The organism is Phytohabitans aurantiacus, from assembly GCF_027923225.1.
Taxonomy (GTDB): Bacteria; Actinomycetota; Actinomycetes; order Mycobacteriales; family Micromonosporaceae; genus Phytohabitans; species Phytohabitans aurantiacus.
This window is the reverse complement of sequence record NZ_BSDI01000001.1, coordinates 513,887-539,470: the sequence shown is the minus strand read 5'-3', so window position 1 is coordinate 539,470 and position 25,584 is coordinate 513,887. Positions and strand designations below refer to the sequence as shown.

General features: G+C 69.1%; 22 protein-coding genes, 2 tRNA genes and 1 pseudogene. 12 read left to right on the top strand and 13 right to left on the bottom strand.

Translation table 11 applies throughout. The features are described from left to right. The first annotated feature begins 123 nt into the window (after nucleotides 1-123). Entirely contained in the window at nucleotides 124-939 is an 816-nt protein-coding gene (locus QMG73_RS02685; RefSeq protein WP_281892149.1) for an alpha/beta fold hydrolase, read from the top strand. Nucleotides 940-959: 20 nt separating this feature from the next. On the opposite strand, the gene QMG73_RS02680 is transcribed toward QMG73_RS02685, so the two are convergent. The 6 genes from QMG73_RS02680 to gyrB all read right to left on the bottom strand — a co-directional run bounded on the left by QMG73_RS02680 (nucleotide 960) and on the right by gyrB (nucleotide 6,844). Continuing rightward, a tRNA-Ala gene (locus tag QMG73_RS02680) sits at nucleotides 960-1,035 on the bottom strand. A 30-nt stretch (nucleotides 1,036-1,065) separates the two neighbouring features. Beyond that, complete coding sequence (locus QMG73_RS02675; RefSeq protein WP_281892147.1) at nucleotides 1,066-1,194, bottom strand: DLW-39 family protein; 129 nt, start codon at nucleotides 1,192-1,194, stop codon at nucleotides 1,066-1,068. A gap of 1 nt (nucleotide 1,195) precedes the next feature. Further along, nucleotides 1,196-1,269: transfer RNA gene (locus QMG73_RS02670), tRNA-Ile, on the bottom strand. Nucleotides 1,270-1,353: 84 nt separating this feature from the next. Further along, nucleotides 1,354-2,298: a DUF3566 domain-containing protein gene (locus QMG73_RS02665; protein WP_281892145.1), complete on the bottom strand. Its 945-nt coding sequence runs from the start codon at nucleotides 2,296-2,298 to the stop codon at nucleotides 1,354-1,356. Nucleotides 2,299-2,301: 3 nt separating this feature from the next. Beyond that, nucleotides 2,302-4,809 carry a DNA gyrase subunit A gene (gene gyrA / locus QMG73_RS02660; RefSeq protein ID WP_281892144.1) on the bottom strand — a complete coding sequence of 836 codons (2,508 nt, stop codon included), beginning with the start codon at nucleotides 4,807-4,809 and terminating at the stop codon, nucleotides 2,302-2,304. Between the two features lie 91 nt (nucleotides 4,810-4,900). Then, on the bottom strand, nucleotides 4,901-6,844 hold the full coding sequence (gyrB, locus tag QMG73_RS02655) for a DNA topoisomerase (ATP-hydrolyzing) subunit B (RefSeq protein ID WP_281892143.1): 1,944 nt from the start codon (nucleotides 6,842-6,844) through the stop codon (nucleotides 4,901-4,903). Between the two features lie 436 nt (nucleotides 6,845-7,280). Between gyrB and QMG73_RS02650 the strand changes: the two genes are divergently transcribed. After that, nucleotides 7,281-7,835 (top strand): hypothetical protein, encoded by a 555-nt coding sequence (locus tag QMG73_RS02650; protein ID WP_281892142.1) that lies wholly within the window; start codon nucleotides 7,281-7,283, stop codon nucleotides 7,833-7,835. A gap of 160 nt (nucleotides 7,836-7,995) precedes the next feature. Further along, a pseudogene (locus QMG73_RS02645) lies at nucleotides 7,996-9,141 on the top strand (MFS transporter); the annotation flags it as partial. Between the two features lie 67 nt (nucleotides 9,142-9,208). Here QMG73_RS02645 and QMG73_RS02640 read toward each other — a convergent pair. From QMG73_RS02640 to dnaA, 5 genes are all read right to left on the bottom strand, one after another. Further along, on the bottom strand, nucleotides 9,209-9,817 hold the full coding sequence (locus tag QMG73_RS02640; protein ID WP_407676730.1) for a DUF721 domain-containing protein: 609 nt from the start codon (nucleotides 9,815-9,817) through the stop codon (nucleotides 9,209-9,211). Next, on the bottom strand, nucleotides 9,750-10,877 hold the full coding sequence (recF, locus tag QMG73_RS02635; RefSeq protein WP_281892140.1) for a DNA replication/repair protein RecF: 1,128 nt from the start codon (nucleotides 10,875-10,877) through the stop codon (nucleotides 9,750-9,752). Before recF ends, QMG73_RS02640 begins: the two co-directional genes overlap by 68 nt. 3 nt (nucleotides 10,878-10,880) lie before the next feature. Continuing rightward, nucleotides 10,881-11,756, bottom strand: coding sequence for a phosphogluconate dehydrogenase (NAD(+)-dependent, decarboxylating) (gene gnd, locus QMG73_RS02630; protein WP_281892139.1), 876 nt, complete (start codon nucleotides 11,754-11,756; stop codon nucleotides 10,881-10,883). A gap of 44 nt (nucleotides 11,757-11,800) precedes the next feature. Next, nucleotides 11,801-12,934, bottom strand: a complete 1,134-nt coding sequence (dnaN, locus tag QMG73_RS02625; RefSeq protein WP_281892137.1) for a DNA polymerase III subunit beta — start codon at nucleotides 12,932-12,934, stop codon at nucleotides 11,801-11,803. A gap of 515 nt (nucleotides 12,935-13,449) precedes the next feature. Continuing rightward, the gene (dnaA, locus tag QMG73_RS02620; protein ID WP_281892225.1) at nucleotides 13,450-15,153 is read right to left on the bottom strand and encodes a chromosomal replication initiator protein DnaA; all 1,704 of its coding nucleotides are present in this window, start codon (nucleotides 15,151-15,153) and stop codon (nucleotides 13,450-13,452) included. Nucleotides 15,154-15,679: 526 nt separating this feature from the next. Here dnaA and rpmH point away from each other — a divergent pair. From rpmH to QMG73_RS02575, 9 genes are all read left to right on the top strand, one after another. Then, nucleotides 15,680-15,817 (top strand): 50S ribosomal protein L34, encoded by a 138-nt coding sequence (gene rpmH, locus QMG73_RS02615; protein WP_281892136.1) that lies wholly within the window; start codon nucleotides 15,680-15,682, stop codon nucleotides 15,815-15,817. Nucleotides 15,818-15,849: 32 nt separating this feature from the next. Beyond that, entirely contained in the window at nucleotides 15,850-16,257 is a 408-nt protein-coding gene (rnpA, locus tag QMG73_RS02610; RefSeq protein ID WP_281892135.1) for a ribonuclease P protein component, read from the top strand. A gap of 19 nt (nucleotides 16,258-16,276) precedes the next feature. Beyond that, nucleotides 16,277-16,522: a membrane protein insertion efficiency factor YidD gene (gene yidD, locus QMG73_RS02605; protein ID WP_265252933.1), complete on the top strand. Its 246-nt coding sequence runs from the start codon at nucleotides 16,277-16,279 to the stop codon at nucleotides 16,520-16,522. Beyond that, nucleotides 16,519-17,535, top strand: coding sequence for a membrane protein insertase YidC (gene yidC / locus QMG73_RS02600; RefSeq protein ID WP_281892134.1), 1,017 nt, complete (start codon nucleotides 16,519-16,521; stop codon nucleotides 17,533-17,535). Before yidD ends, yidC begins: the two co-directional genes overlap by 4 nt. 170 nt (nucleotides 17,536-17,705) lie before the next feature. Beyond that, nucleotides 17,706-18,314: a Jag family protein gene (locus tag QMG73_RS02595; protein ID WP_281892133.1), complete on the top strand. Its 609-nt coding sequence runs from the start codon at nucleotides 17,706-17,708 to the stop codon at nucleotides 18,312-18,314. Between the two features lies 1 nt (nucleotide 18,315). Continuing rightward, nucleotides 18,316-19,080 carry a 16S rRNA (guanine(527)-N(7))-methyltransferase RsmG gene (gene rsmG / locus QMG73_RS02590; protein ID WP_281892132.1) on the top strand — a complete coding sequence of 255 codons (765 nt, stop codon included), beginning with the start codon at nucleotides 18,316-18,318 and terminating at the stop codon, nucleotides 19,078-19,080. Between the two features lie 145 nt (nucleotides 19,081-19,225). Next, the gene (locus QMG73_RS02585) at nucleotides 19,226-20,635 is read left to right on the top strand and encodes a ParA family protein (protein ID WP_281892130.1); all 1,410 of its coding nucleotides are present in this window, start codon (nucleotides 19,226-19,228) and stop codon (nucleotides 20,633-20,635) included. Further along, nucleotides 20,632-21,633: a ParB/RepB/Spo0J family partition protein gene (locus QMG73_RS02580; RefSeq protein ID WP_281892129.1), complete on the top strand. Its 1,002-nt coding sequence runs from the start codon at nucleotides 20,632-20,634 to the stop codon at nucleotides 21,631-21,633. The genes QMG73_RS02585 and QMG73_RS02580 overlap by 4 nt, the downstream gene beginning before the upstream one ends. A 262-nt stretch (nucleotides 21,634-21,895) precedes the next feature. Continuing rightward, complete coding sequence (locus QMG73_RS02575) at nucleotides 21,896-22,858, top strand: hypothetical protein (protein WP_281892222.1); 963 nt, start codon at nucleotides 21,896-21,898, stop codon at nucleotides 22,856-22,858. A gap of 158 nt (nucleotides 22,859-23,016) precedes the next feature. Here the strand turns inward: QMG73_RS02575 and QMG73_RS02570 are convergent, their stop codons facing one another. After that, nucleotides 23,017-23,982 (bottom strand): D-alanine--D-alanine ligase family protein, encoded by a 966-nt coding sequence (locus tag QMG73_RS02570; protein ID WP_281892128.1) that lies wholly within the window; start codon nucleotides 23,980-23,982, stop codon nucleotides 23,017-23,019. An 8-nt stretch (nucleotides 23,983-23,990) separates the two neighbouring features. Continuing rightward, nucleotides 23,991-25,307 carry an aminotransferase-like domain-containing protein gene (locus tag QMG73_RS02565; protein ID WP_281892126.1) on the bottom strand — a complete coding sequence of 439 codons (1,317 nt, stop codon included), beginning with the start codon at nucleotides 25,305-25,307 and terminating at the stop codon, nucleotides 23,991-23,993. Between the last annotated feature and the right edge of the window lie 277 nt (nucleotides 25,308-25,584).

The window sequence follows — 25,584 nt, the reverse complement described above, 5'->3', positions numbered from 1 at the left end:
TCACCATTCCCCCGTCGATCGGGCCTCCCCAGGCATTCGGCCGACGAGTCTACGACAACCGATCTACCAACCCTGCCCCGTAGCACTTGACCTTGGCTGGCTAATGGCATTAGCCTTCTAGCTATGTCCACTAGTTACCTGCGCCGCCCCGAGGGTCGTATCGCCTACGAGGTGCACGGCAGCGCCGGCCCGCTCATCGTCTGCGTACACGGCATGGGCGACCTGTCGTCGAACTTTCGCTTCACCGTGCCCGCCCTGCTCGCGGCCGGTTACCGCGTGGCGACCCTCGACCTGCGCGGCCACGGCGACAGCGACGACAGCTTCAGCACGTACGACGACGAGGCCCTGAGCAGCGACATCCTCGCCCTGATCGACCATCTCGGCAGCGAGCCCGCACTGGTGATCGGCAGCTCGATGGCCGCGGCGGCCGGCGTCCTCGCCGCCGCCGAGCAACCGTCGAAGATCGCCGGGCTGGCGCTGGTGGGGCCCTTCGTGCGCAACCCGCAGACAAACCCCGTGATGGCACTGTTGCTGCGGCTGCTCCTGCTCAAGCCGTGGGGCCCGAACGTGTGGACGTCGTACTACAAGAACTTCTACCCCGGGCGTAAGCCGGCCGACCTGGCCGAGCACCAGCAGCACATCCGGGAAAGCCTCGCGCGCGGCACACACTGGCGCTCGTTCGTGCGGACCACCCGCACCGACCACACCCCCGCGGAGAAGCGGCTCGGCGACGTGCACGCGCCAGCGCTGGTGGTGATGGGCGAACGCGACCCCGACTTCCCCGACACCGCGGCCGAGGCACGCTTCGCCGCCGACAATCTGGGTGGCGGCGCCGAGGTGCTGATGGTGCCCGAGTCGGGCCACTACCCGATGACCGACTCACCCGAGATCGTCAACAAGGCACTGGTGTCGTTTGCCGACAAGGCCTTCCGCGCCTGAACGCGCACGGACCCGTGAAGTGGTGGAGCCAAGGGGACTTGAACCCCTAACCCCTGCCTTGCAAAGGCAGTGCTCTGCCAGTTGAGCTATGGCCCCGCCGACGGGAAGAACCCCGCCGGTGGAGGGCTACCGAAGGTCAGGCGCGGTTGTGGCTTCGTGCCACAACGCGCGCTCGTCGTTGGATTCCTTGACCTTCTTGGCGACCAGCGCAGCAACGCCGATCACACCGGCGAGGATAAGAACCTTCTTCCACATGTGGGGCTAGATGGAATCGAACCATCGACCTCAGAGTTATCAGCTCTGCGCTCTAACCGACTGAGCTATAGCCCCGCGTGCGACGAGCAAGGTTACCGTACCGAGGATTCAAGTCCCAAGTCGGGGGCGCCCGGCGTGGCGAGCACCCCCGTTGAGGCTTCAGTCGCGCTCGGCGAGCGTCAACTCGATGCCGCCAACCAGGTCGGCGCAGACGTTGTAGATGAACGCGCCCAGCGTCGCCAGAGCGGTGAAGAGCACGACGTTGACGGCCCCGATCAGGGCGGACGTGCCGATAACGCCCTTTGCCGTGATCCGGAACGTGCTGGAGTTTTCGCCGCCTGCGGCCACCAGGTCGGTGAGGCTGCTGTTGACGCTCTCGAAGACTCCCATCGCGTCGAGCGCGAGGTAGAGCACCGAGGTCGCCACGATGACGACGATGAAGAGCACCAGCGACACCGCGAATGAGAACTTCATCACGGACCACGGGTCGATGCGCTTGACGTTCAGGCGGGCACGCCTGGGGCCGCGCGAGGCCGCGGACGCGACGGTGCTGCGGGCCGCCCGAACCGCCTCGCCCACGCGGGCCGCGCCGACCGCGCCAGCGGTACGCACGGAGGCACCGCCCGCGGCCGTGCGGCCGACGGGCTGGGTGGTGTTCGCGGCGGCGGGGGCGCCGGGTGCGACACCGGGCCGAGCGACGCCGGTTGCGGCGGGAGCACCCGCCGGCGGAGCGCTCACGGGCGCTTTGGCGGTCGCGGTGACCGCCGTCGCTTGAGCGCGCCCGTCCTGTGCCTGGTCTGGCGGCGGGGGCATGCCGGGCGCCCGCGTGAACTTGGGCGCGGCAGCCGAACCGGACGCCGGAGGTGCGGAGGACGGCGGCGGGGTCGCGGTGCCGGCCGCACCCTTCCCCTTGCCCGCTGCGCCCGCGGAGCCGCCCGACGGCGGACCAGACGCCGGTTTCGAAGTGGACGCTGATTCGGCGGGGACTGCCGCCCGGCCTACCACCGCGCGGCCGGTCGCGGGTGTGCCGCTGTCGGCGGCCTCCTCATCGACCGGGTTTGTCGAGGTCCCCGCAACCCCCGACTTCGCCTGTGTCTCCGTCATCAACTAGTCCTGTTCGTCGGGCTCGTCGGCATTGCGAGCAATGGCCACGATCGTGACACCGTCTGGAAGGTCCATCAACTTGACCCCCATTGTGTTCCGATCGCGCGTGCGGCGTACAGGCTTCACCGGAGTCCGGATAACTCCACCAGTACTTGTGATAGCGAACAACTCGTCTTCCGGATCGATCACGACAGCGCCTACCAAGCCGCCCCGGCGCTCGGTGATCTTGGCGGTCAGCACGCCCTTGCCGCCGCGCCCCTGCACCGGGTACTCCTCGATCGGCGTTCGCTTGGCGTACCCACCATTTGTGGCAACCAAAACATCAAGGCCCTCGCGAACCACTTCCATCGCGAGCAACTCGTCCTGCTCCCCGAAGCGCATGCCGATGACGCCGGACGTGGCCCGGCCCATCGGGCGCAGCGCGTCGTCGGTGGCGTTGAACCGGATGGCCTGCGCCTTCTTCGACACCAGCAGCAGATCGTCCTCCGCGCCGGCGAGCGCGGCGCCCACCAACTCGTCCTCGTCACGCAGGTTGATGGCGATGATTCCGCCGCTGCGGTTCGAGTCGAACTCCTCCAGCCGGGTCTTCTTCACGAGACCATTCTTGGTGGCGAGCACAAGGTAAGGAGTGACCTGGTAGTTGGGGATGACGATTACCTGGGCGATGTGCTCCTCGGGCTGGAACGCGAGCAGGTTGGCGACGTGCTGGCCCTTGGCCACCCTGCTCGCCTCGGGCAGCTCGTACGCCTTCGCGCGGTATACCCGGCCCTTGTTGGTGAAGAACAGGATCCACGAGTGCGTCGACGTGACGAAGAAGTGGCTGACGATGTCGTCCTGCCGCAGGCTGGCGCCGCTGACCCCCTTGCCGCCACGCCGCTGCGACCGGTACAGGTCGACCTTGGTGCGCTTGGCGTACCCGGTCCGTGTGATCGTCACCACGACGTCTTCGCGGGCGATGAGGTCTTCCATCGAGACCTCGCCGTCGAACGGCACGATCTGGGTGCGCCGGTCGTCGCCCCACTTGGCGACGATCTCGGCCAGCTCCTCAGAGACGATCTTCCGCTGGCGCTCCGGCTTCGCGAGGATGTCCTTGAGGTCGGCGATCTCGATCTCGATCTTCGCGAGCTCGTCGATGATCTTCTGGCGCTCCAGGGCCGCGAGCCGGCGGAGCTGCATGTCGAGGATCGCGGTGGCCTGCACCTCGTCGATGTCGAGGAGCTGGATCAGGCCGGTGCGGGCCTCCTCGACCGTGGGTGAACGCCGGATCAGGGCGATGACCTCGTCGAGCGCGTCGAGCGCCTTGACCAGGCCGCGCAGGATGTGCGCCCGCTCCTCGGCCTTGCGCAGGCGGAAGGCGGTGCGCCTGCGGATGACGTCGATCTGGTGCTCGACGTAGTACCGGATGAACTGCGCCAGGTTGAGCGTGCGCGGCACGCCGTCGACGAGCGCCAGCATGTTGGCGCCGAACGTCTCCTGCAGCTGCGTGTGCTTGTACAGGTTGTTGAGCACGACCTTGGCGACCGCGTCGCGCTTGAGCACGATCACGATCCGCATGCCCGTGCGGCCGGAGGACTCGTCGCGGATGTCCGCGATGCCGGCGAGCTTGCCCTCCTTCACCAGGTCGGCGATGCGCTCGGCCAGGTTGTCCGGGTTGACCTGGTACGGCAGCTCGGTGACGACCAGGCAGGTGCGACCCTTCTTGTCTTCGTCGACCTCGACCACCGCGCGCATCCGGATCGAGCCGCGCCCGGTGCGGTACGCGTCCTGGATGCCCGCCATGCCGACGATGAGACCGTAGGTCGGGAAGTCGGGGCCCTTGACGATCTGGGTGAGCTCGTCGAGCGTGGTGGCCTCGTCCGCCTCCGGGTGCTCCAGGCACCACTGCACCGCGGCGGCGATCTCGCGCAGGTTGTGCGGCGGGATCTTGGTGGCCATGCCGACCGCGATGCCCTCGGAGCCGTTGATCAGCAGGTTGGGGATGCGCGACGGCAGGATCGTGGGCTCCTTGGCCCGCCCGTCGTAGTTGTCCTGCATGTCGACGGTGTCTTCGTCGATGTCCCGCAGCATCTCCATGGCCAGCGGGTCGAGCTTGCACTCCGTGTAACGCATGGCGGCCGCGGGGTCGTTGCCGGGCGAACCGAAGTTACCGTTGCCGTCGACAAGCGGGTACCGCAGCGACCACGGCTGCGCCATCCGGACGAGGGCGTCGTAGATGGCCGAGTCACCGTGCGGGTGGAACTGACCCATGACGTCGCCGACGACTCGGGAACACTTCACGTACCCGCGGTCGGGCCGGTACCCCGAGTCGTACATCGCGTACAGGATCTTGCGGTGTACCGGCTTGAGGCCGTCCCGCACGTCCGGCAGCGCCCGCCCGACGATCACGCTCATCGCGTAGTCGAGGTACGAGCGCTGCATCTCCACCTCGAGCCCGACCGGTTCGACGCGGAGGCGTTGCCCGCCTGTCTGGTCGGCCTGGTCGGTCTCGTCTTCGAATGGAGTGTCCGTCACAGTAAACCTCGTATCAGATCAAAAGCCGCGTTCCGCCTGTGGATAACGGCTGTGGAAACCGCAAAAGCTGTGGAAAACCCTGTGCAGGGTCTCAGATGTCCAGGAAGCGCACGTCCTTGGCGTTGCGCTGGATGAAGGACCGACGAGCCTCTACGTCTTCACCCATAAGGACGCTGAAAAGTTCGTCCGCGGTTGCGGCGTCGTCGAGCGTCACCTGCCGCAGCGTACGCGTGCCCGGGTTCATCGTCGTGTCCCACAGCTCGGGGTAGTTCATCTCGCCAAGACCCTTGAACCGCTGGATGTCGTCGGGCTTGGCGTTGGGCTTCTTCTCCTGCCGGAGACGGATCAGACCGTCGCGCTCCCGGTCGGAGTACGCATACTGTGCGTCACTGCCCTTCTTGTCCCACTTGATCTTGTACAGCGGCGGGGCGGCCAGGTAGACGTGACCGAGCTCGACGAGCGGGCGCATGAACCGGAACAGCAGCGTGAGCAGCAGCGTCTGGATGTGCTGACCGTCGACGTCGGCGTCGGCCATCAGGATCACCTTGTGGTACCGCAGCTTCTCGATGTCGAAGTCCTCGTGCACGCCGGTGCCCAGCGCGGTGATCAGCGACTGGACCTCGTTGTTCTTCAGGACCCGGTCGATGCGGGCCTTCTCGACGTTGAGGATCTTGCCGCGGATCGGGAGGATCGCCTGCGTACGCGGGTCGCGACCCTGCTTGGCCGAGCCGCCCGCCGAGTCGCCCTCGACGATGAACATCTCCGACTCGCGCGGGTCGGTCGACTGGCAGTCGGCCAGCTTGCCCGGCATCGAGCCGGACTCCAGCAGCGACTTGCGGCGGGCCAGCTTGCGCGCCTGAGCGGCGGCGATACGGGCACGAGCCGCGGCGGTGGCCTTCAGGATGATCATCTTGGCCTCGGCCGGGTTGCGCTCCAGCCAGTCGTTCAGCCACTCGTTGCAGACCCGCTGCACGAAGCTCTTCACCGGGGTGTTGCCGAGCTTGGTCTTGGTCTGGCCCTCGAACTGCGGGTTGGTCAGCTTCACCGAGATGATCGCGGCGAGCCCTTCACGGATGTCTTCGCCGGAGAGCTTCTCGTCACCCTTGAGGATCTTCTTGTCGGCGCCGTACTTGTTGACCACCGTGGTCAGCGCCGCCCGGAAGCCCTCTTCGTGGGTGCCGCCCTCGTGCGTGTTGATCGTGTTGGCGAACGTGTAGACCGACTCGCCGTACGACTCGTTCCACTGCATGGCGACCTCGACCGCCATGCCCTCCTCCTCGGCCTGGAACTCGACCACCGTCTTGTGTATCGCGTTCTTGGTCTGGTTGAGGTGCCGGACGAAGTCGGCGATGCCGCCCTTGTACAGGAACGTGACCTCGCGGACCTTGCCCTCGTCGTCGGTCACGCGCTCGTCACGCAGGTGGATGGTCAGCCCGCGGTTGAGGAACGCCATCTCCTGGAGCCGCCGGTAGATCGTCTCGAACGAGAACTCGGTGGTCTCGAAGACGTCCGGGTCGGGCCAGAAGGCGACCGAGGAGCCACTGCGGTTGGTCTGCTCGCCCTTCTCCAGCGGGGTCGGCTTCGAGTCGCGGTAGCTCTGCCGGTACGTGAAGCCGTTCTTCCAGATCTCCAGCTCCATCTTGGTGGAGAGCGCGTTGACGACCGAGACGCCGACGCCGTGCAGGCCACCGGAGACCGCGTACGCCTTGCCGTCGAACTTGCCGCCCGCGTGCAGCACGGTGAGCGCCACCTCGACGCCGGGCTTCTTGAGCTTGGGGTGCAGGTCGACCGGGAAGCCCCGGCCGTTGTCGACGACCCGCACACCGCCATCGGCGAGCAGGATCACGTCGATGGTGTCGCAGTACCCAGCCATGGCCTCGTCGACCGCGTTGTCGACGACCTCCTGGACCAGGTGGTGCAGGCCACGTTCGCCGGTGGATCCGATGTACATGCCTGGACGCTTGCGGACCGCTTCCAGGCCTTCCAGAACGGTGATCTGCTCGGCGCCGTATTCCTGCTTCTTCTGCGCTGCCACCCTCGGCCACTTTCTCGCGCCACCAGCGCCCGAAGGCGCGGGGAGACGCGGGGTAGGCGGGCAGGTCACGGCAGCGGGCACGCACCGCCGAAGGCGGGCGGGCCCGTCACCGCGGTCGCCCGCGGATCACGTTCACCGGGACACCGCGCCGGGCGGCGTCCACATCCCTTCAATCTTACTGTGCGAAACCGACGGAACGGGTGCACGGCACCCCCTCGCGGGCGTCTCAGAGGTTCATAGCGGGCCGAACCGCCGTGGGCGCGACTCCCCCCACACGCACAGGCCGTGCGAGTGCTCGACGGGCGCGCCCGTGCAGACCGGGATAGCGCAAACGGCTCACCGTGTCGTAATTTTGCCCGGCGCCGTTTGAAGGACCGTGCGCCCAGAGCAGAATGAGGGCGCGGTCGCGCTGCGCTACAAGAAAGGGTGACCCCTCATGGGGCTGGACAACGTCGCCGTGCAATGGCCGCGTACCGGCCGCTTCTACGAGCCGGTTGCCCCGGCCGCCTTCGTCGACTTCGCCACGCTCGCGGATGATCCGGATGTTTCGGCACCCACCGCGGCGCTGGCCGGGCACATCGCGAAGACGGGCACGGTACGGGCGACGGCGTACACGGAGCTGGTCGACCTGCTGCTCGGACTCGACGGTGTGCTGTACGCCACAGAGGCGGCCAGCGAAGACGAAGACCCGGTGATCGATCCCGACGGGTGCGCCTGGATCGCCGGCGGCTTGGAGCGGTTCGTCGAGACGCACCGAGACCTCGGCGAGGCCGTCACGTTCGACACCGTCGCCGAGGTACTGAGAGCTGCCCTTTCCGGCGGGCGCCTCGCCGACCAGCAGCTTCGCTGGCTGGAGACGCGGCTCGACGCGCTTCGCGATGAGTCGGGCGGGGCCCCGCAGTGGAGCTTCTCCCGATCCGAGCTCGGCGTGCTCTCGCGTTTTTACAGACGGTGTGCAGATCGCGGCTTTGCCGTCTACGCCGATTTCTGAGAACGATCGTCTCCTCACGCCTCCTCCATACGGTCCATCACCCTCCTGAGCTGCGTGAACTCCCTCACCGACAGCAGACACACGGCCTGAGCGACGGCCAGACTTACCCGTCGCCACCGACGGTCGGTGGTAACGGAGAGTCACGGAAGTGTCGCGCCGCATGGGCACGACGTTCGCCGCCCTGCGCCAGCGCGACTACCGGATCTGGACCGGTGCGGGGTTCGTCTCGGTCACGGGTACGTGGATGCAGGTGCTGGGGATCAACTGGTACGTCCTCGATCGCACCGGATCGGCGACCCAGGTGGGGTTCGCGGTGCTCCTCCAGGCCCTGCCGGTACTGCTGCTCAGCTCGTGGGGCGGCGCGCTCGCCGACCGCCTGCCGGCCCGCCGGCTGTTGATCGCGAGCCAGCTCGCGCACGCCACGCTCGCGGCGGCCCTCGCCGTGATCGCCTGGACGTCCGGCGGCCTCGCCCTCGTGTACGCGATCTCGTTCGCCGGTGGCGTCATCTCGGCGGTCGAGGGCCCGATCATGGGTCGCTTCAACGCGCTCCTGGTCGAGCGCGAGACCCTCGGCAACGCCCTCGCGCTCGGCTCGCTGGTCAGCTCCTCGGGGCGCATTCTCGGCATGAGCGCCGGCGGCCTGCTGGTCGCCGTCGCCGGGACCGCTCCGCTGTTCGCGATCAACGCGGTCAGCTTCATCGCTGTCGTCGGCGCGCTGCTCGCGGTGCACGCACGGCGCGCGGCGGTCCCTGAGCCATCCGGTGGCGGCAATGGCGTACGGGCGGGATTCCGGTACCTGCTGCGGCAGCCCGCGGTCCTCACCGCGCTGGCGCTGTCGTTCGTGCTCGGCAGCCTCGGCCGCAACTACCAGGTCACGATGGCCGCGATGAGCAACGGGCCGCTGGCGACCGGTGCCGCCGGCTACGGCGCGCTGTCGACGGTGTTCGCGGTGGGCACGGTGATCGGCGGGTTCGCGGCCGCGCGGCGCGGCAGGCTCGGGTACCGGACGCTGGTCGGCGCCGGCCTGATGGCGAGCGTGCTCCAGATGGTCGCGGGCCTCGCGCCCGGCGTGTGGACGTTCGGTGCGCTGATCCTGCCGATCGCGGCGGGCGCCATCGTCATCGACACCACCGTGTCGGCGCGGGTGCAGCTCGACACCCGCGAAGACATGCGCGGGCGGGTGCTGGCCGCGCTCGCGATGACGAGTTCGGTCGCCACGGCCGCCGGTGCGCCGCTGCTCGGATGGCTCGCCGAGCACGCCGGCGCGCGGCAGACGCTCGTGCTCGCGGGAACGGCGGCCGCGATCGCCGCGGTGGCGGCGGGCGTCGCACTCGCACGGCTGCACGGGCACCACGTGCGCTGCCTGGCGGTGGTCAGCCGTACGTATCCCGCGGGCCGCGCCCCCGTACCCGCCGGGGTCCTCGGGACCAGGACGGTGCGGCGGGACCGTGAATGTGCAGCTTGCGTACCACGTCATGGCCGACCTCGCCGGCGATCCGCTGCAGCAGCGAAGCGGCGAGCAGCCGTAGCTGGGTCGCCCACGCCGTAGATTCCGCCTCGACGGTCAGCTCGCCGTTGTCGAGCTTGACCGGGCGGCTGTGCTTGGCCACGTCGGGCCCGACCACCCGTTCCCACGCGCCGAAGACGGTCGCCTCGGCCGTCGGCCCCTGCCAGCCACGCGCCTTGACAAGCCTTCCGAGCACGTCGCCGAACTTCTGCGGGTCGCGCGGGTCGGGCCCAGGACCGGAATAGCCGCGCAGCCGCCGCCGGGCGGGCGCGCCGCCGGCAGCCGCCTGGTCCGCTTCTGTGTCAGCCGATCTGGTACGCCGTTGCGCCGCGGCCGCCTGGCGTCTGGCTCGTGCCGCGTCGAGTACCGCCCGGGCGAGTTCGGGACCGGCCTTGTCCTGTTCCTCCTCATTGGACACGCAGGACACCGCCCTCCGACACCGCGTACCGGTTGCCCCGCAAGGCTTCCGGCACATCCTCGGCGACCGCGCAGGTCACCAGCAACTGGCTGGCCTGACCCACGAGGTCGGCCAACCGGGCGCGCCGGCCAGCGTCCAGCTCGGCGAAGACGTCGTCGAGCACCAGTACCGGCTCGATGCCGTCGGCGCGCAGCAGGTCGTACGCGGCCAGCCGCAACGCCAGCGCGTACGACCAGCACTCGCCGTGGCTCGCGTATCCCTTGGCGGGCAGCTCTCCCAGCATCAGCTTGACATCGTCGCGGTGCGGGCCGACCAGCGTCACGCCACGCTCCACTTCGGACGAACGCGCCTCGGCCAGCGCCGTGGCCAACGCTGCTTCGATCGCGGTGCGGTCTGGCGTCTCGACGGGCACGGAAGCCTTGTACGTCATGGCCGCCGCCCCCTTGCCGGCCGCCACCGCGTCGTACGCCTTGGTCACGTGCGGTGCGAGCGCGGCGACCAACTCCAGCCGGCCGGCCAGCAGCTCGGCGCCGTGCTTGGCCAGATGCGTGTCCCAGACGTCCAGTGTGGACAGATCACCGCCACGGGTACCGCCGGTCTTGCGCGCCAGGTACGCCGTGCGCAGCAAAGCGTTGCGCTGCTTGACGACCCGCTCGTAGTCTGCGCGCACCCCGGCGTATCGGGGCAGCCTGGCGACCAGCAGGTCGTCGAGGTATTTCCGGCGCTCGGACGGGTCGCCGCGTACCAGTTCGAGGTCTTCGGGTGCGAAGAGCACCAGCCGCAGCGCGCCGAGCACGTCGCGCGCCCGGCGTGCGGGCGACCGCCCGATCCGGGCCCGGTTGGCGCGACCCGGCACGATCTCCAGCTCGACCAGCAGCTCACGTCCATCGTGGACGATCGCGCACCGGATCACGGCGGAATCCGCACCGGCCCGTACCAGCGGGGCGTCGGTGGCGACCCGGTGACTGCCCAGGGTCGCCACGTAGCCCAACGCTTCGACCAGGTTGGTCTTGCCGACGCCGTTCGCACCGACGAGAACCGATCCGCCCGGCTCGAAGTCGACCTCCACGCGCTCGTACGAGCGGAAGTTGACGAGTTCCAGCCGGCGGACGTACATGCGTTACGAGGACTTGCGGACCGCGTGGCCGCCGAACTGCTGGCGCAGCGCGGACACCGCCTTCATCGCCGGCGAGTCGTCCTGACGGGACACGAACCTGGCGAACAACGACGCGGCGATCACGTTCATCGGCACCGCGAGCCGGATCGCCTCTTCGACGGTCCATCGCCCCTCGCCGGTGTCTTCGGTGTAGCCGCTCAGGGCAGCGAGCTCCGGATCGGCGTCGAGCGCCCGGTCGAGCAGGTCGAGCAGCCACGACTCGACGACCGAGCCCTCCCGCCACGACTTGATGACACCGGGCACGTCGGTGATGATCTCCGACTTGGTCAGCAGCTCGTATCCCTCGGCGTACGCGTGCATCAGCCCGTACTCGATGCCGTTGTGGACCATCTTCGCGTAGTGCCCCGCACCGACCGGCCCGGCGTGCACGAAGCCGAACTGACCCTCGGGCTTGAGCGCCTCGAAGATCGGGGCCAGCCGTGCCACGTGCTCGGCATCGCCGCCCACCATCAGCGCGTACCCGTTTTCGAGCCCCCAGACGCCGCCAGAGACGCCAACGTCCATGTACCCGATGCCAACCTTGCCGAGGCGCTCCGCGCGCGGTGCGTCGTCGCTGAAGCGCGAGTTGCCCCCGTCGATGATCAGGTCGCCCTCGCTGAGCAACCCGGACAGCTCGTCGATCGTCGCGTCGGTCACGCCGGCCGGCACCATCACCCAGACGACCCGCGGCGACGCAAGCCGCTCGATGAGCCCGGCCAGGCTCTCGACGTCACTGACTTCCGGATTGCGGTCGTATCCGATGACCTCGTGCCCGGCGGCGCGCAGTCGCCCGCGCATGTTGCCGCCCATCCGGCCGAGCCCCACCAGCCCTAGCTGCATTGTCGCGTCCCCCTTGCTTTCCGGGCTGCCCGCTGAACCGCCCGTCAGCGGGTTACCCGGATTGGCATGATCAGATACCGGTAGCCCGGAATGATCTCACCATCATCACCCGCCGGCGAGATCACGGCGGGCTTGAACGCGTCGACGAACGACAGCACGGCGTTCTGCGAGCCCACGGCGGCGAGCCCGTCGAGCAGGTACTGCGGGTTGAAGCCGATGGTCAGCGACTCGCCGCTGAAGGTGGCCTCCATGGCCTCGCTGGCGCGCGCCTCCTCGGTGCCGCCCGCCTCGACCACCAGGCCCTCGTCGCTGAAGCTCAGCAGCACCGGGGTGGTGCGGTCGGCGACCAGCGCGACGCGGCGGACCACCTCGTTGAGCGACGCCACGGTCACACGCGCCTCGGCGTTGTGCGAGGCCGGGAAGAGCGAGCGCACCGGCGGGTAGTTGGCACCGTCGAGCAGCCGGCTGGTGGTGCGCCGGGTGCCGCCCGCGAAACCGATCATGCCCTCGCCGGCGCCACCGTGGGCGAGCGCGAGCGTCACGTCGCCACCGAGCGGGCCGAGGGTCTTGGCGGTGTCGGCGAGCGTGCGCGCCGGTACGAGCGCGTTGATGCTGATCTCGGGGTCGTCCGGGCGCCACTGCATCTCGCGCATCGCCAGGCGGTACCGGTCGGTGGCGAGCATGGCGAGAGTGCTGCCATTCAGCTCGATGCGGACGCCGGTCATCATCGGCAGCGTCTCGTCACGGCCAGCGGCGACCGCCACCTGCGCGACGGCGGCGGCGAACGCGGCGGCGTCGACGGTGCCGGCGCTGGCGGGCATCTCCGGAAGGGTCGGGTAGTCCTCGACCGGCATGGTGGGCAGGGTGAACCGCGCGCTGCCGCAGACCAGTTCGAGATGGGCACCGACGGCGGCGATGTCGACCGGCTTGGCCGGCAGGGCCTTGGTGATCTCAGCGAGCAGCCGGCCCGAGACCAGGGCGGCGCCGTCGGCGTCTCCCTGAACATCGACGCTGACCTGGCTGGACACCTCGTAGTCGAAGCCGGAGACGCCGAGTTGGCCGTCGGTGACCCGCAGCATCACTCCGGCGAGCACCGGCACAGATGGCCGGTTGGGCAGGCTTTTCGCCGTCCACGCCACAGCATCGGCGAGCGCGTCGCGCTCGACTCGGAACTTCATGCCTGTGCCTCCGCGTCGACTGGTGGGCAAACTGCCCTCACGACGATAGGGGCTACCTGCTTGATCGCGTGCGCCGACCCCAGGGGTTTGGCACGTTTGGTTTTCCCCAGAGTGGTGATTGGGTTTGGAACCTTCTTAGAGGAGAAGACTCATCGTCTTCATCGGTCCTGTGGGTTCTGTGGAGAGCGGGCGTCTGCGCCGGTCAGAACGTTATCCACGGGTGGGCGAGGTGTGGAGAACCCGGCCCTGAAGGGGCCTCCCGATCCACAGCTTCGCGATCGAGCAAGGTTTGTCCACCGCTATCCACTGGCTATCCACCGGCTATCCACCGGGTTTCTCCCCAGCTGTGGGAAGCGTGGAACCGTCCCTCCAACGAGTTTTCCCCAGAACCTTCAACAGGCTGTACACACTTGCGACTTTGCCAGTGGACAAACTCGTCACCTGTCGTACACGTCCACAGCGGTACCCACAGGAGTTCTCCACAGCCTGTGGACAACTCTGCTCAGGGAGAGATGTCAGGAGTTCTGCTTGATCCGGTTGGTCAGCTCGGCGATCTGGTTGTACAGCGAGCGACGCTCCGCCATCTGCTGGCGGATTTTCCGGTCTGCGTGCATGACGGTGGTGTGATCGCGGCCGCCGAACGCCTGCCCGATGCGGGGCAGCGACAGGTCGGTCAGCTCGCGGCAGAGGTACATGGCGACCTGGCGGGCGTTGACGAGTACCCGGGAGCGGGAGTGACCGCGCAGGTCTTCCAGGCTCACGCCGAAGTAGTCGGCGGTGGACACCATGATCTGGTCGGCGGTGATCTCCGGGCCCGAGCCGTCCGGGATGAAGTCGCGCAGCACTTCCTCGGCGAGCGACAGCTCCACGGGCGAGCGGGTCAGCGACGCGAACGCCGTCACCCGGATGAGTGCGCCTTCGAGTTCGCGGATCGAGTTGGAGATCCGCGAGGCGATGAACTCCAGTACCTCGGGCGGTGCGAACAGCCGCTCCTGCGCCGCCTTCTTCTGGAGGATCGCGATCCGCGTCTCCAGGTCGGGTGGCTGGATGTCGGCGAGCAGGCCCCACTCGAACCGGGTACGCAACCGGTCTTCGAGCGTGGCCAGCTGCTTCGGCGACCGGTCGGACGTGATGACGATCTGCTTGTTCGCGTTGTGCAGCGTATTGAAGGTGTGGAAGAACTCCTCCTGCGTCCGCTCCCGGTTCTCCAGGAACTGGATGTCGTCGATCAGGAGGATGTCCACATCCCGGTACCGCCGCTGGAACGCGCTCGTCTTGTCGTCGCGCAGCGAGTTGATGAAGTCGTTGGTGAACTCTTCGGTCGAGACGTACCGCACCGAGCGCGCGTTGCCGAGCGTGGTGGCGTAGTGACCGATCGCGTGCAGCAGGTGGGTCTTGCCCAGCCCCGAGCTGCCGTAGATGAACAGCGGGTTGTACGCCTTGGCCGGCGACTCCGCGACCGCCACGGACGCGGCGTGCGCGAACCGGTTGGACGACCCGATGACGAACGTCTCGAACATGTACTTCGGGTTGAGCCGGTTACCACCGGTCTCCACACCCGGAGCCTGGCCCGTGCCGGGACGCCTGTCGACATGTGACGGGCCCGGCTGGTCGACCACCGCGGTGCCGCGGTCGGGAGGCGCGGCGGCCCGGCCCGGTCCGCTGTCCGAGGTCTCAACGTGACGCAACTCACCCGTCGGTTCGTCGCGGCCGCCGAGTTCCGGGTACCGGTCGGGCTCGCGGAGGTCGGCTTGATAGGCGTACGGATCGGCCGGCGGCGCCTCGTTGCGCGGGTTCACGGGCGGCGCCGCGAAAAGCGTCTCCTGGTCGTGCCGTGGGTCCATGTTGACCGGTACGGCCGCGGCGGCCGACACGGATGCTGGCGCGGATTTCTGTGCCGAGCCGGTGGGCTGCTCCGCGAGGCCCTCGTCGACGACCGGCGCGCTGGCGGGGCTGCCGTAGAGGGTGCCGGAGGGGCGGCCCTGCCCGTCTTCGGGCGGCCGGATGGTCACCGCGACCTGGATGGGTCGGCCCAGCCTGCGGGAGAGGGCGTCGGTGATCGCGGGGCGGAGCCGGGACTCGATGACGTCGCGGGTGAAGGCGTCCGGCACCGACAACAGGGCGATGTCTTCGACGATGGCGCCCAGTCGGGTCAGCCGGAGGTAGGCGCGCTGCTGTGCCGAGACGATCTCGTCGGCCAGCTCTTCGGTCGCCGCCATCCAGACCACGGCCAGGTCGTTGTCAGCCACCGTCGCGCCACCCCCTTCGCCTCCGAGTCACAACCCGGTCGTCGCCGCCGCGGTTCGTTGTCCACAACTTGTCCACAGCCTGTGTACCGACCGTTTGTGGCTCCCCCGCCTGAAGCGCGCCAGATTTTGTTCGGCCTGCGGTGACGCTACTGCGGCCACACCGTGCCGAACGACTGACCACCTCGCCCGGTTTTGCACCGATATGTAGCGACAGAAACCCCCTGACGCCGACCGGCAATCGGGCACGCTAACAGCGTTGTCCACAACCCTTCAACCGTTGTCCACACCGGTTCGTTCTCGGAGGCTGCTAAACGGTGCATTGGGCACTGTGCATGGAGTGATCCGGCGGGTACGGCGTGTCTCTACGACCCTGTTTGACGATCATTCTCGGCATGCGTAAGCTTGAGCGGCTGCTCCGTCGCCCGGCGGAGCATGCTGTGCTCGGCCAGTCTTGCTCGGCCGAGCCCACGATCGCAACGAAGACGGAGATACTGACGTGAGCAAGCGCACCTATCAGCCGAACAACCGCCGGCGTGCCAAGACCCACGGTTTCCGGCTGCGCATGCGCACCCGCGCGGGCCGCGCCATCGTCTCCGCTCGCCGTACCAAGGGGCGGGCCCGCCTGTCGGCCTGAGCCGCACGGGTGGCCCGGGGGGTGAGGCAGCCGTGCTGGCCACGGCGCATCGACTTCGGCGCAGTGACGACTTCGCCAGCACGATCCGCACAGGACGTCGTGCCGGTCGAGGTTCCGTTGTCGTCCACCTGACCGTTCCCGCGGAGTTCGCAGAGCCTGATGAGCCGGTGCGTTCCGGAGTCCTTCCGGTCCGCGCCGGCTTTGTCGTGTCCAAGGCAGTCGGCAGCGCCGTGACGCGTAACACGGTCAAGCGGCGGCTGCGCCACCTGGTTCGCGACCGGCTTGCCGACCTGCCGCCCGGTAGCACCCTCGTCGTACGCGCGCTGCCGGCCGCCGCCGACCAGCCGTATGCGCGCCTGGGCACCGACCTCGACGCCGCGCTCGCCGCGGCCCGCTCGCCCCGCAGGCCGGCCCGTACCACCGGGGGCCGCCGTGAGTAAGCCCGGGGGTGCGGCCCGAATGCTGGCCGCGCTCGTCATCGCGTACCGTCGTTGGATAAGCCCGGCACTGCCGGCCCGCTGTCGGTTCTACCCGTCGTGCAGCGCGTACGCCCTCGAGGCGATTACGACGCACGGCGCCCTCCGGGGGTCCCGCCTCGCGGTCTGGCGGCTGTTGCGCTGCCATCCATTCCATCCCGGCGGGTACGACCCGGTGCCCGCGCCGAACCGACGCCGACCTGCCGACGTGACTGGAGCCCCGAATTGAGTCTCGACTGGATCTACTGGGGGATCTCGTGGATCCTGCTGTCCTGGCACTCGATCTGGGACGCCATCGGCGTGCCCGAAGACACGGTGCTGGGCACTAACTGGGCCTGGATTCTCGCGATCTTCTTCCTGGTCGTCACCGTCCGGGTGATCCTCTTCCCGGTCTTCGTGAAGCAGATCAAGTCGCAGCGAGCCATGCAGGCGCTCCAGCCGCAGGTCAAGGCGCTGCAGGAAAAGCACAAGGGTGACCGGGAAACGCTCCAGAAAGAAATGATGGAGCTGTACCGGAAGGAAAAGGCCAACCCGCTCATGGGCTGCCTGCCCATGTTCCTCCAGATCCCGGTCTTCCTCGGTCTGTTCCACGTGCTCCGCCGGCTCAACCCCAACAAGGGCGAGGGCGCCAAGACCCTCTACGGCTGGGCGGCCGACCAGTTCGACAGCGCGGCGAGCGCCAAGTTGTTCACGGCGCCGATCGCCAGCAAGTTCGGCTCGTCGACGCAGGAGCTGGCCGACCTCGGCGCCAACGGCACCACCGTCAAGGTGATCGCGGGCGTCCTGGTCCTCATCATGATCGCGACGACGTACCTGACCAGCCGCCAGATGATCCTGAAGACCGGCTGGGCCGAAGACCCGCAGCAGCGGATGATCCAGCGGCTGATGCTGTACGGCATCCCGGCCTCACTGCTCATTTCCGGCGCGATCTTCCCGATTGGTGTGATCATCTACTGGGTCACCAACAACCTCTTCACCCTCGGCCAGCAGCAGTGGGTGCTGCGCAAGTACCCGCCGCCGGTGATGACCGGCAAGAACGGCAAGCCGATTCCCGGCCCGGCCGCCCGCAAGGCCGCCAGCACCAAGGCCGCCAGCGCCAAGCCCGGCACTTCCAGCCGCGGCAAGGGCGACAAGGACCAGCCGGAGACCAAGCCGGCCGTCGACGGCAAGGCCCTCGCACCGCGGCCCGGCGCCAAGCCGGTCAACCCGAAGAAGGGGCGCCCCGCGAAGCGCCAGGGCTGACGCGACCGTGCCCGCCGTCAACGCCGCCGGCGGGCACCGCGGCGCTCCCCTGATCGCGACCTTCGCGAGGCACACGAAAGACGTGCCCGTGGCACGCCGGCCACCACCGCCGGCCACGGGAAACCACCGGACCGGAGACGGTCCGGACGAGTGAGTACGGAGATGACACCGTGACGGACACCAGCGTTCCCCAGACGGAACAGGCCCTCGACGAGGAGCTGGCGGCCACCGAGGCGGCGCAGGACGACGAGCAGGACGACGACGAGGAGGACGAGCCGGAGGCCGAGGCGAAGGAAGCGTCGGCGAACGGCACGAGCGACTCGGACCTCTTCCGGCAGAGCGAGATCGCCGCGGACTACGTAGAGGGCCTGTTGGACATCCTCGACTACGACGGCGACATCGACGAGCTGGTCTCCAGCGGCCGTCCGGTCGTCGAGGTGGTCGGCGGGCGGCTCCAGCCGCTCGTCGGGCAGCGCGGTGCGACGCTGGAGGCGCTCCAGGAGCTGACCCGGCTTGCTGTGTTCCGCCAGACCGGCACCCCGAGCCGGCTGCTGCTCGACGTCGGCGGCTACCGCGCCAGCCGTCGCAAGGAGCTCGCCGCGGTCGCCAAGAACGCGGTCGAGAAGGTCAAGGAGTTCGGCGAGCCGGTGCGCCTGGAGACGATGTCGGCGTTCGAGCGCAAGTGCGTGCACGACGTGGTCAACGCGATCGCGGGCGTGGAAAGCGAGTCGGAGGGCGTCGAGCCCAACCGGCGGATCGTCGTACGCCCCGTCGACTGACGTGGTTAGTGAGCCAGTACTCGGCCCGGGTGGTCCGCCGCCCGGGCCGTTGCCTGTCCCGGCGGAGCTCCGTCCAGCGGCCGAGGCGCTCTTCGGTGACCGGCTCGACCTCGCCGCGGAGTACGCGGGCCTGCTCGCCACCGACGGCGTGATCCGTGGCCTGATCGGTCCCCGGGAGGCGCCGCGTCTGTGGGACCGGCATCTGCTCAACTGCGCGGCCGTGGTGGAACTGATCCCCTATGGAGCGTCGGTGGTCGACGTCGGTTCGGGAGCCGGCCTGCCGGGCATCGTGCTCGCCGTGGCCCGACCCGACCTTTCCGTCACCCTGATCGAGCCGCTCGCGCGGCGCGTGTCCTTCCTGGACGAGGCGGTGACCGCGCTCGGCCTGGACGAGTCGGTCACTGTGGTTCGGGCGCGCGCGGAGGAGAGCCGGGAGCGACCGCTGGCCGATGTCGTGACGGCGCGCGCGGTGGCACCGCTCGACCGGCTCGGCGGTTGGTGCCTGCCGCTGGCCGCCATCGGTGGGCGACTGCTCGCGCTCAAGGGCGCCTCGGCGGCCGACGAGGTGGCGGAGCACCGCGAGGCGCTCACCCGGCTGGGTGGCGGCGAGCCGGTCGTGCGTCGCTGTGGTGCCGGCCTGATCGATCCGCCGGTGACCGTCGTGGAGATCGTCCGGGAGCGGGTCGTCGCGGCCGGGCGGTCGAAGGCGCCCCGCGCGGGGCGGTCCGGGTCTACTTCGGACAGTCGTCGGGCGCGTCGTCACTGATGCGGGTCCGCTTTCTCCTTTTTGAGTACCGCACGCGGGTGCCAGTGGCGCTCATGTGCCGGACACCAATGGCCACTTTCGCTTATCGGCCGTAGGCTGACCGCGCGAGTTTGCCGATCCATCCGAAGCGGGCAGGGATGACACGGTGCATGACTACGGTAGGTACGACGACTCTCGGCTGAGCCAGTCCGGCGGCTACGGGCCTAACGGCGCCGCCGTTTCACGTGAAACCGAGTACGAGGGCTGGTCTGTGGGGCGCGGGGCGCCGCGCGCGGCGGGACAGGGCTCCCCTCCTTCTCGGAGCGGTGACGGCGACCCGTTCGCCGTCCCGCAGCCGCGTGGGGCCTCGTCTCCGTCACAGCCTCAGCCTGGGCCCTCGCCCTCCCCCATACCGGCTCCACAGGCGCCGGCCCACACGCCGCCGAGAGCGCCCGATCAGACTCCGGCCCAGCCGCCGGGTCAAGCGCCGGCACGGCCACCGGGTCCAGCACCGGCACAGCCGCCAGGCCAGCCTCCGGAGTCGGACTCTCGCCGGCCCGCGCCGCGACCACAGCCGGCGGTGGGCACGGCTCCGGCACCCGCAACCGCCCCTAGATCCGACACGCCCGCGCTGTCACCCGGAGCGTTCACTGACGAAGGCTCCACCGACGCGTACGTTTCACGTGAAACCACATCGCGTGAAGAGGAAGATCCCCCGTTGGCTATGGAGGCAATGCGTGCCGTGCAGATCCTTAATCCGAGTGGAGAGGTGACCATGCCTCGTCCGGCCAGGTCAAGGATCATGTGCGTAGCGAACCAGAAGGGCGGCGTGGGCAAGACCACGACCACGGTGAACTTGGCGGTGGCGCTCGCCCTGCACGGCAACCGGGTCCTGGTCGTCGACCTGGACCCGCAAGGCAACGCCTCGACCGGGCTGAGCGTGCCGCATCACGCCGGCATCCCAGACGTCTACGACTGCCTGATCGACAACGTGCCGCTCGCTGAGGTGGCCCAGGCGGTCGACGGCATTCCCAACCTGTGGTGCGTACCGGCGACCATCGACCTCGCCGGCGCCGAGATCGAGCTGGTTTCGGTGGTGGCCCGCGAGTCCCGCCTGTCCCGGGCCATTAACGGGCACCCGGAGAAGTTCGACTACGTCCTTATCGACTGCCCGCCCTCACTGGGCCTGCTGACCGTCAACGCGTTGGTGGCGGCCCAGGAGGTACTGATCCCGATCCAGTGCGAGTACTACGCGCTCGAGGGTCTGAACCAGCTCATCAACAACATCAACCTGGTACGCCAGCACCTGAACCCCACGCTCGACGTTTCCACGATCCTGCTCACCATGTACGACCGGCGGACCCGCCTCGCGGACGCGGTCGAGCAGGACGTCCGGAATCACTTCGGCGAGAAGGTGCTTCAGGCGGTCATCCCCCGGAACGTGCGCGTCTCCGAGGCACCGAGCTACGGCCAGTCGGTCATGACCTACGATCCCGGTTCGCGGGGCGCCACGAGCTACTTCGAGGCGGCCCAGGAGATCGCGGAGCGTGGCGTCAAAATGGGAGGCGTGGCATGAAGAACCGTCCGCGTGGCGGGCTGGGGCGTGGGCTGGGTGCCCTCATCCCCACCGGAGCGCCGCAGGCGGGAGTCGCGACGGCGGAGCCGCCGCTGACCCGGGGCGAGGCTTCCGAGCCCGCTCGGCCGGAGCCGACCCCGGTCGGGGCGCCGGCGGCCGAGAGTCCTCTCGCTCCGGTGCCGGGGGCTCGATTCGCTGAGATCCCGCTCGAGGCGATCGTTCCGAACCCGAAGCAGCCCCGACAGGTCTTCGATGAGGAGGCCCTGGAGGAGCTGAAGGTCTCGATCGAAGAGGTCGGGCTTCTCCAGCCGATCGTCGTGCGCGAGCTCGAAGACGGCAAGTACGAGCTCGTCATGGGCGAGCGGCGGTACCGGGCTGCACAGGCCGTCGGCCGGGAGAGCCTCCCCGCGATCGTCCGGGAGACAAAAGACGACGCGATGCTCCGGGACGCGCTCCTGGAGAACATCCACCGGGTCAACCTCAACCCGCTCGAAGAGGCGGCGGCGTACCAGCAGTTGCTGGAGGAGTTCGGGGCGACCCACGAAGAGCTGGCTCGGCGGATCGGCCGGAGCCGTCCCCAGATCTCGAACACGATCCGGCTCCTGAACCTGCCGGCTCCGGTGCAGCGGCGGGTCGCGGCCGGCGTCCTGTCGGCTGGGCACGCGCGGGCACTGCTCGGCCTGGAAGACGCCGACACCCAGGAAGACCTTGCGACCCGGATCGTCGCCGAGGGCCTCTCGGTGCGGGCCACCGAGGAACTGGTGACGATGGCCATCGCCGACGGTCCCGCCAAGAAGGCGGCTCCGAAGCGGCGAGCCCGCCCGCACGCACCGGCGCTCACGGATCTGGCCGATCGACTCTCCGACCGGTTCGACACCCGAGTGAAGGTCGACATCGGACGGAACAAGGGGAAGATCACGATCGAGTTCGCCACCGTCGACGACTTGGAGCGCATCGTCGGCATCATCGGCGTCGAGCGGGTCGAGCCCGAGGAGTAGCCACAGGCACGCCTTGTAAACGGCGGCCGTCGCGGTTTCACGTGAAACCCCGACGGCCGCCGTTTCACGTGAAACGGCGGCCGTCTGAGGCGCCCGTATTAATCCACAGGACTTATCCACAGTCGAGCCGAAAATCAGAGAAACCGCCGGTAGGAGTACGTGGTCGCCTGTGGACAACGGTCTCGCCGTCCGCCCGAAACGGGGAACGACAGCGGTCGAGAAACCCGTTAGTGTCAGCGTCGTGCCCGACACCCACACCTCAGTGCCCGACTTCACGCGGTGGCCGTCGTTTCCGTTCGAGGGCGATCTGCGCATGAAGCAACTCGACGACCCGGTCGAGACGGAGCCCTCACGCAAGGGCGAGGATTCCGCCGACTGCTCCGCGTGTAGCGCGCCCGATGAGGCGTACATCTGGGTCAGCGAACGGTGGCGGGTCCGAGCGATGGATCGCCCGACCGGTCTGCCGATGGTGCTCATCCTGGAATCCCGGTCGCACCTCGATCTGGGCGACCTCCCCAACCTGCTGGCCGCCGAGCTCGGCGTGATGACGGTTCGGCTGGAGCGCGCCGTCCGCTCGCTCGACGGTGTCGCCCGGGTTCACGTGAATCGGTGGGGCGACGGGTCGGCGCATCTGCACATGTGGTTCCTGGCTCGCCCGTACGGCCGGCTGCAGTTGCGCGGCACGTTCCTCTCGCTGTGGGACGACATCCTGCCGCCGATCCCCGAATCGCAGTGGCGGGAAAACCTCGCTCTCGTCGCCGCCTGGCTCGCCGAGTTCGGCGGCAGGCCGCTCGCCGAGCCGCCGCGCATCGAGTGGCACGCGCCGTCGACCCTCGCCGAGGTCGCGGGGCGCGAGAAGGAAGCCGCAGCCGTCGCCGATGTCGCGAGTGACGACGACCTTGGTGGTGACGTCTCGGTGGCGCTCATCGAGGAGCCGTCCGACGGTGAGCCTGTCGGCGATCCCACTCGTGACGGCGACTCGCCGGACGGGGCCGAGTCGGGCGCCGATGCCAGCGCGCCCGACGCCCCCACTGGCTCGTCGGCGACAGTCGATGGCGACGGCGTGAACGGCGACGGTGCAGCCGATGACGGTGCAGCCGATTCTGCCGGCGCGTCCGAGGGCGGCACCCTGCCCTCTCCGCGTGCCGCGGCCGAGGATGCTCCGGGCGGCGGTAAGTCTGGCACGACGACCTCCGAGAAGGAGGCCGCGCCGGCCGTCAGCTAGCACGTTTCACGGGAAACGAGCGCCCCGCTTCCGTTGTTGGAAGCGGGGCGCTGCGTCGTTCAGAAAGCGCGCCCGTGCGCCCACGTAGCGAACGCTGCTGTGATCAGGGCGTCCCTCAAGTCGCTCTAACAACTTGAGGGACGCCCTGATCACCAGGGCTAGGAAGGGCGAGTGGCGGCGCGAGCGACCATCGTGGCGAGCAGCTTGCCGAAGTCGAGCCCAGCCGCCTGTACCGCCAGCGGCAGGAGCGACGTCTCCGTCATCCCCGGCGAGACGTTGACCTCCAGCACGTGCGGCCGCCCCTCGTGGTCGACGATGAGGTCGACACGGGAGAGGTCGCGCAGCCCGAGCGCGGTGTGCGCGGCGAGCGCGGTCCTGGAGACCTCGGCGGCCACATCCGGTTCCAGGCGAGCCGGCGAGTGCCACGTGGTGAGGCCCGCGGTGTACCGGGCGGCGTAGTCGTAGACGCCGTTGCGCGGCACGATCTCGACAGCGGGAAGCGCCTGGGGACCGTCACCGAGGTCGACCACCGACACGGCGACGTCCATCCCCGCGACGTACCGCTCGACGAGCGCCGTCGAGTCGTACGCGAAGCAGCCGACCATCGCGGCCGGTACCGCACCCGCGTCTCGCACCACGGCGGCACCCAGGCCCGAACCGCCCTGCGCCGGCTTGACCATCAGCGGGAGCCCGAGCCGGTCGACGATCCGGTCGAGTACCGCCACGGCGCCGAGCTCGGAGAAGCGGTCATGCGGCAGCGCCACCCAGTCCGGCGTGGGGATGCCCGCCTCGCGCAGCACCGCTTTGGCCGACGGCTTGTCCCACGCCAGCCGAGCGGAGCGGGCATCGCAGCCGACGTACGGCACGTCGCACAGGTCGAGCACGCCGCGCAGCGAGCCGTCTTCTCCCGTGGCACCGTGCAGCGCGATCACCACCGCGTCGGGCGGATCGGACTGGAGGGCGGGCAGCAGCGACACGTCGGCGTCGCGCTGCTCGGCCTCGATGCCCGCGCTGCGCAGCGCGTCGAGCACGCGCCGGCCGGACTTCAGGGAGACATCCCGCTCGTACGAGAGACCGCCAGCGAGAACGAGTACGCGGAGATCGGTGGTGGTGCCGGTATCCATGCCTCGCATCATGCCAAGTCGGGGCCCGGGGCATCGGCCCCGGCCTGCCCCCGGCGGCGGCCGGAGGTTGCACCCAGCGAGCCGAAGACCTGCCGCATGGCGGTCTCCTGCTCCATCACGCTCGCGAGGCGGCGCACGCCTTCCCGGATCCGCTCCGGCGGCGGGAAGGAGAAGTTGAGGCGCATGTTGCCGGTGCCGGTGCCGTCTGCGTAGAAGCCGGTCCCCGGCACGTACGCCACCCGGGCGGCGATCGCCCGCGGCATCATCGCCTTGGAGTCCAGCCCTTCCGGGAGCGTGGCCCACACGAAGAGGCCGCCCTGCGGCTCGGTCCACGTGGTGCCGGCCGGCATGTAGTCGGTGAGCGCGGCGAGCAACGCGTCGCGCCGCTCGCGGTAGACCTCGCGGTACGTCTTGAGCTGCTCGCGCCACGGCATGCTCGACAGGTACGTCGTGACGGCCGCCTGGGCGTACGCGCTGGGGCAGAGGATCTGCGCCTCGCTCGCGATGACCAGCTTTTCCCGGACGGCGTGCGGTGCCAGGATCCAGCCGACCCGGAGGCCGGGCGCGAATGTCTTGGAGAACGTGCTGAGGTAGAAAACGCCGTCGCGGCGACGGGAGCGCAACGGGGCTGGCGCCTCACCGTCGAAGCTCAGCTGCCCGTACGGGTCGTCTTCGATCACGAGGAGGCCGGCGCGCTCGCAGATGTCGAGCACCCGCTCGCGCCGCTCCTCGGTCAGCGTGACGCCGGCCGGGTTCTGGAACGTGGGGATCGTGTAGAGGAACTTGGCCCGGCGGCCGGACCGGGCGACCTCGGCGATGGCCTGCTCCAGCGCCTCCGGCACCAGCCCGTCGGCGTCCATGGGCACGTGCACCACCTGGGCCTGCGCGGCCTGGAAAACGCCGAGCGCGCCGACGTACGTCGGGCCTTCAGCGAGCACGACGTCGCCGGGGTCGAGGAACAGCCGCGCCACGAGGTCGAGGGCCTGCTGGCCGCCGACGGTCACCACGACGTCTTCGGGGGAGGCGCCGCATCCGACGTCGATGCCGGACAGCGACATGACCTCGCAGATCCGCTCGCGCAGGTCGAGGGTGCCCTGCCCGATCCCGTACTGGAGCGTGCTGGTGCCGTGCTCGGAAGCGAGCCGGCCGAGCATCTCACCCACGGCGTCGAGCGGAAGAGCGGCGATGTACGGCGCGCCACCGGCGAGCGATACCACCTCTGGCCGGCTGGCCACGGCGAAGAGGGCTCGGATCTCCGATGCCGTCATGCCGCGAACCCGCCGGGCGTAGCGGTCGGTATAGTCGTCGAGCGTCGTGCCGGTCATGACATCACCTCGCCTCGGAGGGGTGAGCGTGCCGGCGGCGATGACGGCACAGCACTGGTCGGTCGATCCTAGTCTGCCTACCCACGAGACGCCTTCGTTTACCCAAAGGGCGTCCGAATGGCGGACCCGATGATGACCATCTTGCCCGACCTCTCCCCTGACGCGTACTTCCCGCGTACGATGCCTCGTTGGGGGCAGGTCCGCATCGCCCAGCCGGGTACGGCGGAGATCCAGGGGCGCGTGGCTGCGTTTTCAAGGGCTTACACAACAAGGCTCA

What these genes read in the sequence shown, in the direction of transcription:
- QMG73_RS02665 (WP_281892145.1), bottom strand. Translation starts at nt 2,298, where the DNA reads ATGACGGAGACACAGGCGAAGTCGGGGGTTGCGGGGACCTCGACAAAC.
- recF (WP_281892140.1), bottom strand. Translation starts at nt 10,877, where the DNA reads ATGTACGTCCGCCGGCTGGAACTCGTCAACTTCCGCTCGTACGAGCGC.
- dnaA (WP_281892225.1), bottom strand. Translation starts at nt 15,153, where the DNA reads ATGGCGGCGACCGAAGAGCTGGCCGACGAGATCGTCTCGGCACAGCAG.
- yidD (WP_265252933.1), top strand. Translation starts at nt 16,277, where the DNA reads ATGCTGGCCGCGCTCGTCATCGCGTACCGTCGTTGGATAAGCCCGGCA.
- QMG73_RS02650 (WP_281892142.1), top strand. Translation starts at nt 7,281, where the DNA reads ATGGGGCTGGACAACGTCGCCGTGCAATGGCCGCGTACCGGCCGCTTC.
- gnd (WP_281892139.1), bottom strand. Translation starts at nt 11,756, where the DNA reads ATGCAGCTAGGGCTGGTGGGGCTCGGCCGGATGGGCGGCAACATGCGC.
- QMG73_RS02580 (WP_281892129.1), top strand. Translation starts at nt 20,632, where the DNA reads ATGAAGAACCGTCCGCGTGGCGGGCTGGGGCGTGGGCTGGGTGCCCTC.
- QMG73_RS02565 (WP_281892126.1), bottom strand. Translation starts at nt 25,307, where the DNA reads ATGACCGGCACGACGCTCGACGACTATACCGACCGCTACGCCCGGCGG.
- QMG73_RS02570 (WP_281892128.1), bottom strand. Translation starts at nt 23,982, where the DNA reads ATGGATACCGGCACCACCACCGATCTCCGCGTACTCGTTCTCGCTGGC.
- QMG73_RS02640 (WP_407676730.1), bottom strand. Translation starts at nt 9,817, where the DNA reads ATGTGCCGGAAGCCTTGCGGGGCAACCGGTACGCGGTGTCGGAGGGCG.
- QMG73_RS02685 (WP_281892149.1), top strand. Translation starts at nt 124, where the DNA reads ATGTCCACTAGTTACCTGCGCCGCCCCGAGGGTCGTATCGCCTACGAG.
- QMG73_RS02675 (WP_281892147.1), bottom strand. Translation starts at nt 1,194, where the DNA reads ATGTGGAAGAAGGTTCTTATCCTCGCCGGTGTGATCGGCGTTGCTGCG.
- dnaN (WP_281892137.1), bottom strand. Translation starts at nt 12,934, where the DNA reads ATGAAGTTCCGAGTCGAGCGCGACGCGCTCGCCGATGCTGTGGCGTGG.